Annotated in this window: 12 protein-coding genes; all 12 read right to left on the bottom strand. The window is 36.5% G+C overall.

The genetic code is table 11. The annotated features are described in order from the left end of the window. Positions 1 to 14: 14 nt before the first annotated feature. The 12 genes from tssH to tssB all read right to left on the bottom strand — a co-directional run bounded on the left by tssH (position 15) and on the right by tssB (position 16,017). A complete protein-coding gene (tssH, locus tag MKX14_RS12625; RefSeq protein WP_240282592.1) occupies positions 15 to 2,696 on the bottom strand; it encodes a type VI secretion system ATPase TssH in 2,682 nt (893 codons plus the stop codon). Positions 2,697 to 2,836: 140 nt separating this feature from the next. After that, the gene (locus MKX14_RS12620; RefSeq protein ID WP_108011985.1) at positions 2,837 to 3,100 is read right to left on the bottom strand and encodes a PAAR domain-containing protein; all 264 of its coding nucleotides are present in this window, start codon (positions 3,098 to 3,100) and stop codon (positions 2,837 to 2,839) included. Between the two features lie 16 nt (positions 3,101 to 3,116). After that, a complete protein-coding gene (motB, locus tag MKX14_RS12610) occupies positions 3,117 to 3,884 on the bottom strand; it encodes an OmpA family protein (protein ID WP_108011987.1) in 768 nt (255 codons plus the stop codon). Positions 3,885 to 3,886: 2 nt separating this feature from the next. Next, positions 3,887 to 4,846, bottom strand: a complete 960-nt coding sequence (gene tagF / locus MKX14_RS12605; RefSeq protein ID WP_133480520.1) for a type VI secretion system-associated protein TagF — start codon at positions 4,844 to 4,846, stop codon at positions 3,887 to 3,889. Positions 4,847 to 4,883: 37 nt separating this feature from the next. Further along, on the bottom strand, positions 4,884 to 8,705 hold the full coding sequence (gene tssM / locus MKX14_RS12600) for a type VI secretion system membrane subunit TssM (RefSeq protein ID WP_240282591.1): 3,822 nt from the start codon (positions 8,703 to 8,705) through the stop codon (positions 4,884 to 4,886). Positions 8,706 to 8,735: 30 nt separating this feature from the next. Further along, on the bottom strand, positions 8,736 to 10,145 hold the full coding sequence (locus tag MKX14_RS12595) for a hypothetical protein (RefSeq protein ID WP_240282590.1): 1,410 nt from the start codon (positions 10,143 to 10,145) through the stop codon (positions 8,736 to 8,738). Beyond that, entirely contained in the window at positions 10,142 to 11,140 is a 999-nt protein-coding gene (gene tssG / locus MKX14_RS12590) for a type VI secretion system baseplate subunit TssG (RefSeq protein WP_108011995.1), read from the bottom strand. Before tssG ends, MKX14_RS12595 begins: the two co-directional genes overlap by 4 nt. After that, positions 11,104 to 12,915: a type VI secretion system baseplate subunit TssF gene (tssF, locus tag MKX14_RS12585; RefSeq protein ID WP_017402888.1), complete on the bottom strand. Its 1,812-nt coding sequence runs from the start codon at positions 12,913 to 12,915 to the stop codon at positions 11,104 to 11,106. Before tssF ends, tssG begins: the two co-directional genes overlap by 37 nt. A gap of 16 nt (positions 12,916 to 12,931) precedes the next feature. Further along, positions 12,932 to 13,408 (bottom strand): type VI secretion system baseplate subunit TssE, encoded by a 477-nt coding sequence (tssE, locus tag MKX14_RS12580; protein WP_002048404.1) that lies wholly within the window; start codon positions 13,406 to 13,408, stop codon positions 12,932 to 12,934. 78 nt (positions 13,409 to 13,486) lie between these two features. Continuing rightward, positions 13,487 to 13,990, bottom strand: a complete 504-nt coding sequence (locus MKX14_RS12575; protein ID WP_000653195.1) for an Hcp family type VI secretion system effector — start codon at positions 13,988 to 13,990, stop codon at positions 13,487 to 13,489. Between the two features lie 49 nt (positions 13,991 to 14,039). After that, entirely contained in the window at positions 14,040 to 15,521 is a 1,482-nt protein-coding gene (gene tssC, locus MKX14_RS12570) for a type VI secretion system contractile sheath large subunit (protein ID WP_032003316.1), read from the bottom strand. Continuing rightward, complete coding sequence (tssB, locus tag MKX14_RS12565; RefSeq protein ID WP_240282589.1) at positions 15,514 to 16,017, bottom strand: type VI secretion system contractile sheath small subunit; 504 nt, start codon at positions 16,015 to 16,017, stop codon at positions 15,514 to 15,516. The genes tssC and tssB overlap by 8 nt, the downstream gene beginning before the upstream one ends. Positions 16,018 to 16,033 lie beyond the last annotated feature (16 nt).

Genomic DNA, 16,033 nt, shown 5'->3' with positions numbered 1-16,033 from the left:
AGCTCTATTCAATTTTAAACTTCTGACTTCAATTTTTTACTAGTCCTTTTTTTAGCAGCTTTTACAACTGGGTCTAGTACATATTGAATTTCGTCATCTTTAGCATCAATCATGATAATTTTAGGTAGTTTTTGCTCTGCTAAAGCCACCAAAATTTCTGTTGCTAATGCAGGTAACACCGTAGAATTTAAAATATTATCAACGTTACGCGCACCACTATCGACTTCTGTGCATCGGCTTAAGAGTAGCTCTACCAAATCATCAGAATACTGGACTTGTGTTCCGTATTGTTTCTCAATTCTTGCTGTTATTTTGCCTAACTTATGCTTAATGATTCGCACAAGTAGATCATCATGCAGTGGGAAATAAGGTACAACTCTCATTCGGCCTAAAAATGCAGGCTTGAATTGTTTATATAAACTTGGTTTTAAGTGGTCGATCAACTCTTCAGCTGTAGGCCATTCTTCTACAGGTCTATTTAAGCAAGCCTGCATAATGGCACTTGAACCAGCATTTGAAGTCAACAAAATAGTCGTGTTTTTAAAGTCAATTACTCGACCTTCACCATCTTCTAAAGTACCTTTATCGAATACTTGATAGAACAGTTCCTGAACATCGCTATGAGCTTTTTCAATTTCATCAAGTAACACAACACTATATGGGTTACGTCGAACAGCTTCTGTTAAAACTCCGCCTTGGCCATATCCGACATATCCTGGAGGTGCACCTTTTAGCGAAGATACAGTATGAGCTTCTTGATATTCAGACATATTAATTGTGATTAAATGCTGCTCACCACCATATAACTCATTTGCCAAAGTTAATGCAGTTTCAGTTTTACCTACACCACTTGGTCCGACCAAAAGAAATACACCTTGTGGCTTATTAGGATCTTCAAGTTTTGCTTTTGAAGTTTTAATGCCTTGAACTAATTGTGTGAGTGCATAATCTTGCCCCATTACACGCTCGCCCAATTTATCTTCAAGCGTTAATATCTGTTTAATTTCATCATTAACCATTTTTCCAACAGGAATACCTGTCCAATCAGAAATAATTTCATTAATGATTTGAGAGTTTACTCTTTCAAATACTAATGGTTGCTGGCCTTGAATATCGGCAAGATCTTTACGCAGTAGATTAATCTGATCGAAAGCTTCAGACTCATTAGCATGATTCTGTGCTTCTAACTCTTGAATTTTATGAACAAGTTCTAATTCTTTTTGCCACTGCTCTTCGGTTTCTTGGGTCTCTTCTTGTAAAGATTCTAAATTAGCTTTTAAAGTTTCCAATCGTTCATGATGAATTGGAATTTGACGATGCTCATTTTCTAAAATTTGCTGCTCAAGCTTTAAGTTATGCTCTTGGGCCTTTAACTGATCAAGCTTTACAGGTTGTGCATTTTGAGTCAAAGCAACACGTGCTGCAGCCGTATCAAGCACACTAATTGCTTTATCCGGAAGTTGGCGACCACTAATATATCGATGTGAAGAATGAACCGCAGTAACGATCGCCTCATCATCAATTTGCAATTTAAAATGCTGCTGCATGACTGGAATCATCGCCCGCAACATATCTACTGCAACTTCTTCGGTTGGCTCTTCTACTTTTACTACCTGAAAACGTCGGCTCAATGCAGCATCTTTTTCAAAATATTGTTTATATTCTGCCCAAGTTGTCGCAGCAATCGTACGCAACTCACCACGTGCAAGTGCTGGTTTTAAAAGATTTGCAGCATCATTTTGCCCTGCTTGTCCACCTGCACCAATTAAAGTATGCGCTTCATCAATAAATAAAATAATAGGATGAGTAGAAGCTTGAACTTCTTGGATAACCTGTTTTAAACGATTTTCAAACTCGCCTTTAACACTTGCACCTGCCTGCAACAACCCTATATCCAGCACATGTAAATGGACATTTTTTAGGGCGTTTGGTACTAAACCTTGAGCAATTTTTAAAGCCAAACCTTCCACTACAGCTGTTTTACCAACACCTGGCTCTCCGGTTAAGATCGGATTATTTTGGCGTCTACGCATTAAAATATCGAGCATTAAGCGAATTTCATATTCACGACCAATAACTGGATCTATACCGCCTTTTTTCGCTTTGTCCGTGAGATTAATCGTATATTGATCAAGTGCAGGTGTTTTAGCTACTTTGGTATTTGCTACAGTTGTGTCTGTAGGTTCAGCTTGATCAGAAGATGTCTTTGTTTCATCTTGTTGTTCAACACTCTTCTCACAAATTTCAAGAAACTTATGTTTCATTGAGTCAATTGGTAAAAGGTCAAATAAACTCGAAGCTCGAGTCGCAATTTGATATAAATCAGGCGCAGTTAATAATGCAACTAATAAATGACCACTACGAATAACGGGATTTTGTTCAGCCGAAGCTAATAACCAAGCTTGTTCAAACAAACGAACAATAGATTTAGCAAAAATAGGAGTTCGGGTATTACCTTTTGGTAATTGAGAAATTGTTTCTTTTAAATCATCAGCTAAAGCTTCAGATGAAATTTTATATTTCTTTAATAAAATTTTTAAATCATTCTCTAAAGATTGATTAAGTAATTCTAAAAATAAATGCTCAATTTCAATTTCGTAATTTTGTTGAATAACACAAGCATTAGCCGATTTTTCTAAAGCAGTTCGTGCAACTGTAGAAAGTTTTGTAATTAAAATTTTTAAATTACTCATCATTACTCTCAATATTTTTAAATAATTTAATGCTTAAAATCATAATGCCTGTATATTAACAAAATTCAGCTTTATCAGACAAACTACTCATCATTTCAAGCGTTAATATGTTCTAGTAGATATTTATATAAATATCTCGACCCTTATCCTTGATTAACTAAACTCTGTTTTGGCAATAATTTACAGCCACATGATAATGAATCATTTACGCGTGCTGCTGATTTTCCCATAACAAGCATATTCGGATCCCCCGATACAATCGTCGATACCGTTAGATGAGCGGGGCAAGTAGCCTTATCTCCTACACAGGCAATTGCAATTCCATCAATTAAAAATGTACTGTTTCCTGAAATAACTTGCCCACCACCAGTTGTTGGGCATCCAATCGTAATGTAAGGACTAGCCATATTCTTCTCCTGATATTTATAGAACAGTAAATTCAATCCGACGATTTTTCTGTCTTCCTTCTGGAGAAGCATTATCCGCAACTGGCTTAGAGGAACCTAAACCTTCTGTAAATAAATTTTCGGCAGAAATATTTTTACTAATCAGATAGTTTTTAACTGCCAGCGCCCGATCTTGACTAAGTTTTAAGTTTTTTGTTGCATCACCAGAGCTATCAGTATGACCGATAATTTTGACTTTTTTTCCACCTACTTTGTTTAAAGCAACAGCCATCTCATCTAGAATTTTCTGACCCGCATCTGTTAAAACTGCACTACCAGATTTAAACTCAATAATTCGATTCTTAAGTGCATCATCAATGATTTTCTGCTCAGCTTTATTGACTGATAACTGTGAATATAGTTGATACGGCGGCTGAACCAATCCTTGAAAAGATTGAATTGTGGGTTGGATGTCTGCTGGATTGAGCATTTTCCCACTCAATTCAAACCGAGTACCGTTTACACTTAATTTACCTTGCGAAACTTTTTTAAGATCAGGGGTAATCACTCGAGTCACGGAATCACTCCATCCGTTTGGAGCAGCTACGGGTCTCACTTGTATTTTATCTACAACCTGATCGGCACCATAAACTGACTGCATTTTTAATAAGATAGCTTGTTTACTTGCTTCGTTAGGGACCACACCTTCTACGACAATCGGCTGAGCTAAAGCATAATTAGCTATTGCATAGATAAAACAGCCTTTTATGAGCTGCGAAAGTTTATTTTGATATCGTTGATTCATTGTTATTCACCCAAAAAAGTCTGTCTAAATAGTTTTAAACCTTGATTTAAACTTAATTGGCGTTGGCATAATGATTGTTCTAGCGTAGCTAAACCAGCATTCTGCTCCAAATAAGTATCAATCCATTGTGCTTCTATTAAAGAAACCCAGTGTTTACTATCCATATTCTGAGTAAAAATATCGCTCAAGGCTAAAATATCAGCCCCTTGAAAACCGAAGAATAATACAGGCTGCTCTCGATGTAACAAACCTATCAGCACTTCAGTATTATGTTCTTTTAAAAAGCGACAAATAATACTGACCCAAAATGCTGCTATTTCATAACTGTAAGCGGGATTATTAATAGGCAAAATTAAAACTTTATTTAATCGACTCGTTCCATTTTGTAAAATTGGCTGTAGCAATAATCCCAGCCCAATCATACTTTGAGCTAACTCATAAATACTTAGCTTCATTAACTGAGCAAATGAGTGCATCGTATGATTTTCATAGAAACCTACACATTCACGTTCAGTTAAAACCTGAATTTGATTTTGTAAGTGACTTAATTTTCCAAGTAACAGATCGGAATCTTTAATTCCTTTTAAAGCACGATTGTTTTGAAATAAATCAACGAGTACATGTTTATAGCTATAAGGTGCATACAACAAATTATCATACGGTAAATCAATTTCTAACAAATGGCTCAGTACCATTGGAAAAGATCGACCTGAACTATCTTCACTTGCGAGTAGATTTGCCGCTAAAAACATATTTTCTTTCGGATTCGCAATAAAGAAATCCAGTGAAGGTAACGTGTTATAAGCTTCTTTAAAGCTGCCTGATTGCATTGCGTATTCCAATGCTTCAGTAATCCACTGATCAAGCAACTGTATTAAGGCATTCTGTCCTTTTGTTTTTAAAAAGTCGCCTCGTGCAGGACTTTTGCCGTAATACAAAGGAGTTGTTTTTAATGTTTGCATTATTGCTCCTCCTTTCGCATAGAGGTTATTTTCCATGTCATGGTTTAACTCCCGCAGAAGGCTGAGCAAGTGCTGAAACAGGATTTTCAGTTCTTGCCGGAGCAGCTTGAGCTGGCGCTTGCTGAGCAGAGACCACACGAGCTGCTTTGTCGGCAGTGACTTTATCAACCAGTTGCATACCTGCATAACCACGGCTTGAACCGATACTGCCTGAATTACTGCTAATTAGACGGAAATTCATTTTCACAAATAATGATGGATCAGTTTTACTACGCCAAAGCATTTCAAATCCGCCATTTTGTTCCTTACGTTGAGCGCTATCAATTAAACGGTTAATACCGTACTCACCTGGCTCATCAAAAATTGTATGTGTTTGGCCTTGTAAATCTACAGCGGTAATACGAGCACCTGGAATACTGCCTTGGTTTGGCCAAATGAAGTTAACCCACTGCTGAACACCGTTTTCATAAGTCATACGCTGACCATCAATATCAACGGTATATGAAAGCAATTGTGGATTTGGAATTGGGTAGAACTGGAAGTTAGATTGGTTAGTCGCTGGAGCAGCTTGCGCTTGAGCATTCAACTCACCAGTTGCCATACCATTGGCTGGTGCCACATATCTTTGGAAATTCATAACGAATTGAGGATTTAAACTAATGCCTAAATCTTTCCAAGTTTTAGAAGTTAAGGTATAGCCACGACGAATCACAAATGGATCAAGACTTTCTTTTACAAAGCGAGAAATACTACCGTTCTCACCCAAGATTTGACCAATTTCACTACTTGTTGCCTGTAAAGAAGCTGATGAGTTAAATGGATATTTCTTAGCAAGATTTGCGGTAAATGGTTGATAGGCTTGCATTACCCATAATTTATTAATTTCGTCTTGTGTCGGTGTAATTAAACTCTCAAAAGCCTGCGTAAGTGGGCTAACTACTAATTTTTGCAGTAACCGCTGATCAATTTCATTGAAGCCAACCGCCATTTTTTCATCTACAATTTTTTGAGTTTGGTTAAATACTGACGTTTGCTCATTTAGGGTCTGTTTGACTAATGTCATTGCATTAGGTCCAATTTCGCCCGCATTCTTAAGCTCATTAAACTTACTACGAACGAGTGCTAAATTTGTCATATATTCATCAAGCAATGACTTACCTTGTTGATCATCACGTTTGCGAACCAATTGGTAGAACATTTGATATTCTTGAGAAATAGCACCTTGGGCATTGTTTGCCACTTGATTAGCAACTTGCTTGTCATCATGATTTAGAACTTTACGTTTAAACCATGCAATAAATCCTTTTTGTGGGGCTGCAAGCTCAGCTTGAACAACCGGATTATCCCAGTTTGTTTCGACTGCAACTCTTTCAATTAATGTTCTAATTGGAGAGTTTTGCGGTTCACCCAAAACATCAATATTTTTTACTTGCTGAGCAAATTGGCCAGCTTTAGCATAATGAATACCACTTAAGAATTTTCTCCATTCCGCAATGTACTCTTGCTTATAAAGCGCTGTGAGCTGCTTTCTAATTTGCTCTGGACTGCCTGAGAAAGTTAAATCATCAGATTGACGACTATTTAATACCCAGTCTTTACTGTCTGTCGGCTTATCTGCAGCTTCCTCAATTGCTTTTTCTACATAGTCATTCCAAGCCTTTTGGGTAAATACGCCAGGTAATGCATAACTACCCAATACAATATTTTTATTTGCCTCACCCACAATCTGACTTACAGTCAGTGCTGGGAAACGTACCGCAGCACGCATTTTTATTTCGTTATAAACACGATCACGCGCTGGCATCCCTCGAACAACAGAGAGCAGCACTTGACGAGTTTGATCAACAATTTGCGAATCTGCTTCTAAAACTGGGAATTGTTTATCATTTGCTAAGGTCATTGCATACGATAAGATCTGTTCAGCTTCTTGAATCATATCTGCACGCGGCATTTGGCCTTTATTTGCATCTAACCAAGAACGCCAGAAACGCGTAACCTGATCGCTTAGATGACTAGCATCCATATATTGCGGATTGCTCATCATTAAATAAGCTTTTAATGCATTATAAGCATCTTGAGGATTGGTATCAGAAGGTTCCAGATATTGTTGAGATTGAGCAGTTTGCTTGATCTCAACATTCGTATGGTTTGCTTTTAATGTTGCTTCATTATTTTTTACACGTTGCAAATATTGAGCAATATTTTGCTGTGTTGGTGTTAACACAATCTGCTTAACACCTTTTAAATATTCAGCTTTTAGCTTTTCACGGAGCTCATTGCCCTGATATAAACCAAAACTAAACTTAAGTGGTCTATTTTCATCAAACTCATCTAACTGCTGTAGACGTCTTTGAAGAATTAGCAAAGCTTCTAATTGGGTAGACAGTTGCTGACCAGAGGCTCTTTCTAATTGAACTACTTTATTTAAATCTGCTTGAACTTCACCAATTAATTGCTGGTTATTACGATAAGACCAAACCCATACACCTAAAATAATTGAAACACCCGCTAAAGCACCAATAAATGCAATGTAACGTTGACGTTTTCTACCCGTATTTACATGCTGCTTAACGAGATCTTTATCTTTTAAAATAACATCTGAAAATAGACCATTTAAGAAATAGCCATGGTTAGGAGTAATTTTTGAATGGTCTTTTAAATCATTTTGAGCAATTTGTGTCAGCTGGAATTCTTGTGCAATTTGTTCAGTCATTGGACTTTCAATTACACCTTCCTGCAAAGCACTGGTGAAGTAAAACCCACGGAAAACAGGTTGAAATTGATATGGGTTATCTTCAAAAAGTGTACCAATAAAGCTTTTTAAAGCTGGTTTTAATGTTTTAAATTCTAATGGGAAGGTCATTACACTTGGTGAGATATTTTGTGAATGACGGCGACTTAAATGAGTCGAACTCACCCCTTTTAGACCATCGTAAAGAATGGTGTAATGTTTTTCGAACAAATCTACCGCGTTATGAGAAGAGTTTTGCTCATATGGAAGCGTTGCTCCCCAAGCTTGGTTATATTCTTGAGCTTCATAAAATTCAAAAAACTCGGTAAAACCTGCAATCAAATCCATTTTTGAAAAGACTAAATAAACAGGTACTACCACTTCTAAACGTTCAGTTAGATCTTGAATACGAGCACGTAAATTTTTAGCAAGCTTTAATGAGTTTTCAGGACTTTGACTAATTAACTCAGCAATACTAACAATTAGAATCAAACCATTAACTGGTGCTTTAGAACGGTTCTTTTTTAAAATATTTAAGAAACCCAACCACTCAGAATGATCTTCGCTATAAACAGAATAACGGCCCGCTGTATCGAGCAAAATACCTTCTGTAGAGAAAAACCAGTCACAATTTCGAGTACCACTTAAGCCAGCTGATACCATTTTTTGATGCGTTTCTTCAAAAGGAAACTTTAAACCAGAGTTATAAATAGCTGAACTTTTACCTGCAGCTGGGTTACCAATAACCATATACCAAGGAAGCTCATATAATGCAGCATTGCCTTTTTTATCACCCAACTTAGATTTACGAATCAGTTGAATTGATTCTTTCATTTGTTGGCTAACTAGCTGAAGCTCTTCTTTATCTTTATTTTTGCCATATTCAGCTTGGTTATCTTTTTCGATCGCCTCAGCTAACTCTTCACCCTGAGCAGCATGCTTTCTTCGTTGAATAAGCCAATAGATACCATAAACAATAAGACCCAAAGCATAGGCAGTTGCTAAAGCCCAGAATATATGATGAGGAATTGAAGTATATGAAGACATCAATGCCACGAACAATGACAAGGCGATAATTGCTTTAGGATTCGTGATGTACTGCCACAAGTAGCCTAAAATTGTATGCATTCTATTCTCGTTCTAAGTCCAAAGTTTAAATTAGTTATTCAACACCATCGCATCATCTTCTGAGTTTTCAGTGATACTCTGCACAAACGTATGTGCTGACACCGTATTTTCTCCAAAGACAAAAGGAATGATATGTTCAGGGAAATGCATGCTCAGCATAAAGCCATAAATATCAGCTAAATTTTGGGTATGCCCTAATGAAGATTTCACATAAATATAGTGATGCGGTTCTACAGGCGTTTGAAGAAAGTGTTGCTGCAATTTCTTCGAAACTTTTATATCGGTCTGATCTGACAAAATCAGTACATAAGGCTCATCACCTTCATGCTGAGGTAAATCATTAAATTCAAAATTATTAAAAAGCTTCGCTGTATCTTGTTGACCTACTACCACTTTCAGTGCTTTAGTCGGTTCTAATTCTTGAATTTTTACTATAGGATCTGCGAGTAAACAGCTTGCTGCAAATTCAGCAGGAATATAATCTTTAATCATCCAAGATTTTTCATCAATTAGATCTTGATCAATTTCCGAATCGGCCACGACCAAAAAGAACATCTCATGCTCTCTTTTATGAATACCCTTTAATAAATGCATTAACTCTTGGTAAGCCAGTTGCTCTCCAAAAAAATGATATTCAATATGGATTTTTTGAGCAGGAATACCAATCTCAGTAAAAAACTCTAAAATTAATTCATTACTGTGGTCATCATTCCAGATATGTAACAAATCCTCCGAAAGAAGGATGTGTAGATTTAAGCGATTTAAGCGATAGACTTCTACAATCGGCATTTCAACATCGTCATATTCAGACTCGGGATCTACCCATGCTGGATGCATATGATATTCACGGGCTTGTTGCGACTCATAAAATAAAGTTGAACGCTTTAAATGCTCAGCTAGAAGATATAAATTTTCTATATTTTGTTCGAGTTGCTGTCTTATTAATGACATCATACGAACTTGTCGTGGCGATGAGTAATCACTCTCCTCATGATTATCTTCATCCAAATCTTTAATACGGTAAGATAAAAGAGGTAATCCGTAAGCATTCAACAGTTGATCATCCAGCTCTGGACTTTTAAAGCTTTGTAGCTGCTCAATAATGCTTTCATTCTCACCAAAAGCATGTAAAGCAAAACCAGAATAAATATTGAAATCTAGCTGTTCTAATGGTTGATCAGTTACCGCTGTTTGTTTTGAATTAACGTCATCTTTATCTTGATTTATAGCTTGCTCTTTCTTGTCTTTATAAGTCTTATAAGCGCTGTAAATTAACCATGGCGATAAGATCACCAAGGTAATAACTGCGGGTAGCATCAAGAAATAAAGGAAAAAATCTACTTTATCAGGGTTATATTGAACATCACGCCAGTAGAAAATAATAATTCCACTAACTATTGAAAAAATAGCAATGAACGAGAGTAATATTTTTTTAATCATATTGTCTCTCCAATAAGGCTATAGCAGGTTTCATGACTATGTACTTTTGGTTGTCGCGACATAAGAAAAGAACCCTGCCCTAATCTACTCTGATTCTTATGAGTGAGACAAATAGGTTGTATTTCTGATTCATCCAAGATAAGCCGCAAATCTATTGATAAAGTTGGACTACACCATGTTTCTACAAGTTTTTTGAGCTTTAAGCTTAACTCTTGATTTGGTAAGAAACTGAGATATTGCTGACGTTTTAATGGCCCAATTTGAATTTCAATTTTTCCATCAATTTGCTGAATGGTTTCCCCACAAAAAGTATTAACACCAAGTAGACTTGGCTGACTTCCACCTAAAGTTGTTAACTGATCACTCGCTAACTTAAAGGATTCTTGCACAAATTCTTTAATCGTAATTTCATGTTTAAAAATACACGACAGCATCGTTTTTAATGCATGAACTGTATTATTTTGCCCCTGCATTAATCCTGAAAATTCTGCAAAATATTCATCAAGATCAGCTTGTTGATGCTGTGAACGCACATAACCATTCAAAGCATGCAGAATATCTAAATAGTCATTTTTATGTTCTATCTCATATCTAATCGGTAGATTATAAGTAATACTAGAATCTACATATTGAGCAGTAAGCTTATGATTAAATAAGCTTAGAAACTCTTTAGTCTCAGCTCGTTGCTGACGTGGAGCTTGCTTAATCTTATTCGTATACGTATAAGGTAAAGCACCTTGTATGCCCGTAAGACCAACGATTAAATTCGTGATATAAATCCGCTCGTCCGTTAATTCTAAATTTTCAATCTCTGTAGCAGGAAAATTTAAATTAAAAGATGTCTCAAACTTAAAATGATCACTCCAAGATGAACTAACTGTACGACTTGAATCGTGCCTTAATAGCCGTGTTGCTTGGATAAACTCAAAAGACTTTGGCTTTGTAAAGAGCTCAGCTGTTACAGAAGAGTCTTGCCACCAACGTTCTGACTGCATTGGTATAACTCCTGCTGAGATGAATAATCCTTAACAACCAAATCAACAAAACTATTAATTTGAACCTTTAAATTAAAAACACGACTTAATAACTGACTAAAAATGTATAGGCTATGACCTCTAAATACGGATGAATCAATTTGTAACTCTGCCTTTACTCCTCTTACAAACATTGGGAATGGTTTTCCATCTACAAGTTTGTGAGTAAGTGAAAATTCAAGATGTTTGATTGATTCAATAATCAGATAATTTTCTTTTGATAAAGGTAAGTTATATAAAGCAAGTAATTCTTTAATATGAGATACCGCATCACCTTTCATTAAAGCTAAACTATTTAATGAAAGGTGTGAAATAACACGCCACTGCTCACTCTGACTTTGACCAAATTGATAAGGTTTTGTAGGTCTTTTTAAAACAATAGCGCGGCGAGCCAGACTACTATCATTAAGGTTTAATATATTATTGGATTGTCCTAATGCTTCATGCGGTAAGTCACGATTTGAGCATAATAGTTTTGTGCTAATAAAATCCGAACGTGTTGACGAAGGATTTAAATTTTTAGAAATAATTGAATAACCCATTTCGACAAAATTGGGCTGTAGCTTTTGATAGTTCACTGCATAGAAAAAACGTGCTGTGTCAGCATGATAATGACTCATGGCAAAAAAAGGCAGTACCGGAACATAGCTTTCTTCTTGACTCGTTTTTTCACGAACCATATTCATTTCAGTAATTGAATACACCTGATAAAACTCAGGATGATGAGCATCTGTAATCAGCGGATATTCTAATTGCTTATGTACAATTTTTTGTGGTTCAGCGTATTTTTCAAATAAATTAATAACTGGTGTAGTAAACAATTTAAAATTAGCGACATTTAATTCAGAATAATTTCGCACTACAGCTTGATCATTTAAATTTAATTTAAAATGTATAAGCAGTTCAAAATTACTATCTTCTAGGGATAAGCGCTTTAAAAAACCTAAATCAAGTTTTAGATAATTAAATTTTTCAGGAAAACAAAAATACTCCATCAGCAAACGATAAGCATGATGAGTATGCTGATCGAGTGGTAATAGACTTTCTTGCTCAGAAAAACCTGTTAACTCAAATGGATTTTTATCCAGTTCAACAATTTTCTGTCCTATTTTAATGGCAAAAGTTGTTCCCTTCTTAAAAATACTGTCTAGTACTTGAAGTGGAAAATTAGAAATTGCATCTAAATAAATAGGTAGTTTTTCATTTATTAAACATACATGAGCATGATTAAAAATTTCAAACTTAAAAGTTAAAGTCGCATTTTGGCTTAAATGCATGTGTGCACTAGGTGTGCTTTTAAACTCTAGCGCTTGTAAATTTATAGGGAGTAATTTGACTTCTTGCGTAGTATTAAACTCACACTGGACCCCTTTAAAACTGCGTGACTTCAAGACCGTGTGAGCAGGAACAATATGTGCCTCTGTGAGCTGCTTTATTTTATTTATATCTTCAAAACTTATTACTGAACAAGCCGGAAAATGACGTAAATATTGAGGGAACATCACCTCAAATAAAGAACGGGTAAATACGTCATAACTATCAGCAAGCTTCTTATCAATACGAGCAGAAATTAATGAAAATGCTTGTATAAGACGTTCGATATGCGGGTCATCAATCTGCTCTTGATTTAAAGATAAACGCTGAGCAATTTTCGGATATTTTTGAGCAAATTCACGAGATTGCTGACCAAATTCCTGTAGTTGTTTTTCGTAAAAAGGTAAAAGCTCTTCTATCACAACACACCCACTATGCCTAGGTTCTCGCTGAAATTACATATTGCTGCGTTGTCGGTTTTAACAATGCATCAAAAACGACAGGTTCATACAGTGGATGAATATTTAGATACGCCTGAATGCTTAAACACAATGCCCCCATATTGTGCCCATCCAACAACATCTCTACCCGTATTTGTCTTAACCGAGGTTCATGAGCTGCAATTGACTGTTCAATAGATTGGCAAATCTTGTCACGATCTAGCGGATTGGCTGTAGAAAGCCCCACAAAATCAATAATACCGAACTGAAGTATAGATTTTTTAACTAGCGGGTAATCATCAACTACATGATCCAATTTAGCGACTCGACTGTTAAGTAAGTCTTCTAAATCTTTTGCTACCGATTCTCTTAATTGCTGAATAGAAAGACCTTTTGCATAATCTTCACTTTCAGGAATTAAGCGATCAAACAAAGTTGAACGAAATCCATATGGATAAAGCCGATCTAAATTCATTCGAGTTCACAACAAGCATGCTTAAAGACAGCAGAGGCTAACTTTAAGTCAGCCTCCACCAAATATTCACTTAAACAATTACGCTGCGTAAGAAGCAGTATTGTTAGAAAGTGACCATTTCTTAGTAACAGCACCTTTAGCAGTACCGTTAATATCTTGTTGATTGTAAGTCCATTCAACAGCTGCGTATTTCAAACCAAACGCTTCTGTTGGAACACCTTCTTCATTAACTGTTGGAGTTACACTAGACACTAGAACATGCTTCAATTTGATTTGTAAGTACTTGATGCGCTTATCACCATTTGCACGGTAGAAGTCAATTTGTACTTCATCAAATGTATAACCAGCTGAACATGCTTCCCATAATTTCGGGCTAGTTGCATCTAGATCTTTAACAAAAACCATATCTGAATGTTCAACACGTTCAGCAGTATGACCACCAACACTACTTGAAGTAGCAGATTTAGGTTGACGAATGTTATGAGACCAAGAGTTAACTTCTAACCAGCCTTTGTGCTCAGAGTCACGAGACTCTCCATCAACTTTGTATTTACCGCGAAACTCAACGTATATATCTTTCATTTAGAACTTTCCTATTTGTAATTTAAAGTTATTCTTTCGCTGACCTTTATTAATTTGAGGACTGAGGTAACTCAGTGACAAGTCGTAAAGAAACTGACAACTCGTCCAGCTGGAAGTGTGGTCGCAAGAAAACCACAGATTTGTAGTGACCTGGTTGAGCAGGATCTTCTACAACTTTTACAGACGCTTCACGTAGAGGGTATTGAGCTTTTGCTTCTTGAGAAGCACCATCATCAAGTAATACATACTGTGACAACCACTCATTTAAGAATGCTTCAACATTTCCAGCAGAAGCAAAGCTACCCACTTTATCTCTCATCATTGCTTTTAAATAATGAGCAATGCGTGAAACGGCCATGATGTACTGAATTTGACTCGATAAAGCAGAGTTAGCATTTGCTGTATCATTGTCATATTTTTTAGGTTTTTGAGTTGATTGGGCACCAAAGAAAGCAGCGTAATCAGTGTTTTTACAATGCACTAAAGGAATAAAGCCTAAATCGCTTAATTCTTTTTCACGGCGATCAGTGATTGCAATTTCGGTTGGGCATTTGAATACAACTTCACCATCTTGTGTTTTAAAAGTGTGTACAGGCAAGCCCTCGACTAAGCCACCACCCTCAACACCACGAATTGCAGCACACCAACCATGCATATCAAATGCATTTGTTAAACGAGTACCGAAAGCATAAGCAGCATTCATCCACAAATATTCATTGTGATTTGCGCCCGAAACATCTTCAGCAAAGTTGAAGCCTTCAGTAGCTGTTCCTTCCTTTGGATGATAAGGAAGACGACCAAGCACATGTGGCAATGTTAAAGCGACATAACGAGCATCTTCACTGTCACGGAATGAACGCCATTGTACATATTCAGCTGTTTCAAAGATTTTTGAAACATCTCTAGGACGGTCAATATCAGTAAATGACTCTAGACCAAGAATGCTTGGGCTAGCGGCCGAAATAAATGGCGCATGAGCAGCTGCAGCAACATGAGAGATTTGCTCAAGCAAATACATATCAGAAGGCGTACGGTCGAATTCAAAATCACCAATGAGCGCTGAATATGGTGCACCACCAAAAGATCCGTATTCTTCCTCATAGATTTTTTTGAATAAGGTGCTTTGATCGAAGTCTGTAGCGCCTTGGAAATCTTTTACCAACTCTTTCTTAGTCGTATTTAACATACGAATTTTAATAAGAGGGTTAGATGGTGTCTCTTGACAGAAATAATAGAGACCACGCCAAGTTGACTCAATTTTTTGGAATTGTTCATTGTGCATGATCTGACTTAATTGACTTGAAATCAGCGCATCAATTTCTGCAATACGCTTATCAATTGATAAAGTCATATTTTCAGAAACAGTAATTGTTCCTGCCATTACTTCTTTAGCAAGCTCACCGATTAAGCTTTTTGCACGTGAATGCTCTTCTTCATTTCGGGCAATACGGCTTTCTTCAACAATCGAGTCTAAGAGATTAACCTGTTCATTTTCAACAAGAGGCATTGCTGCAGATTGAGTATTATTCATGATCAGCCTCCGCACTTAATTTACGAATCTGATCTGTATTTTTAAGAACTTCATCAAGTAAGTCTTCTAAACGTTCACTGTTAGAAATTTTGTTTCTTAAGTCAGTTAAACGCTCACGAGCTTCAACAAGTTTCTTTAATGGATCAACCTGTTGAACCACATTTTCTGGACGAAAATCTTCCATTGACTTAAATGTTAAATCAACAGCGATCTTACTGCCCTCTTCTGTCAAGGTATTGTCTACTTGGAAAGCAGCTCTTGGAGATAATGACTCCATAACTTCATCAATATTATCTAAATCAACATTAATGAATTTTTTATCTTTTAATTTTGTACGCTCAAGCTCAGATGCAGCCGAAAAATCCCCCATCACACCCACAACGAATGGTAGTTCTTTCGCTTCTTTTGCATCACCAATTTCGACATCATATGTAAGCTGAACACGTGGAGGTCGAATTCGCTGAAGCTTCTTTTGTACGCTCTCTCTCTTAGCCATAAGATTCTATTCCGGA

Origin of the sequence: Acinetobacter pittii, from assembly GCF_022449185.1 — a bacterium.
GTDB lineage: Bacteria > Pseudomonadota > Gammaproteobacteria > Pseudomonadales > Moraxellaceae > Acinetobacter > Acinetobacter pittii_I.
The sequence above is the reverse complement of the archived record's forward strand: the minus strand, read 5'-3'. Positions and strand labels throughout refer to the sequence as shown.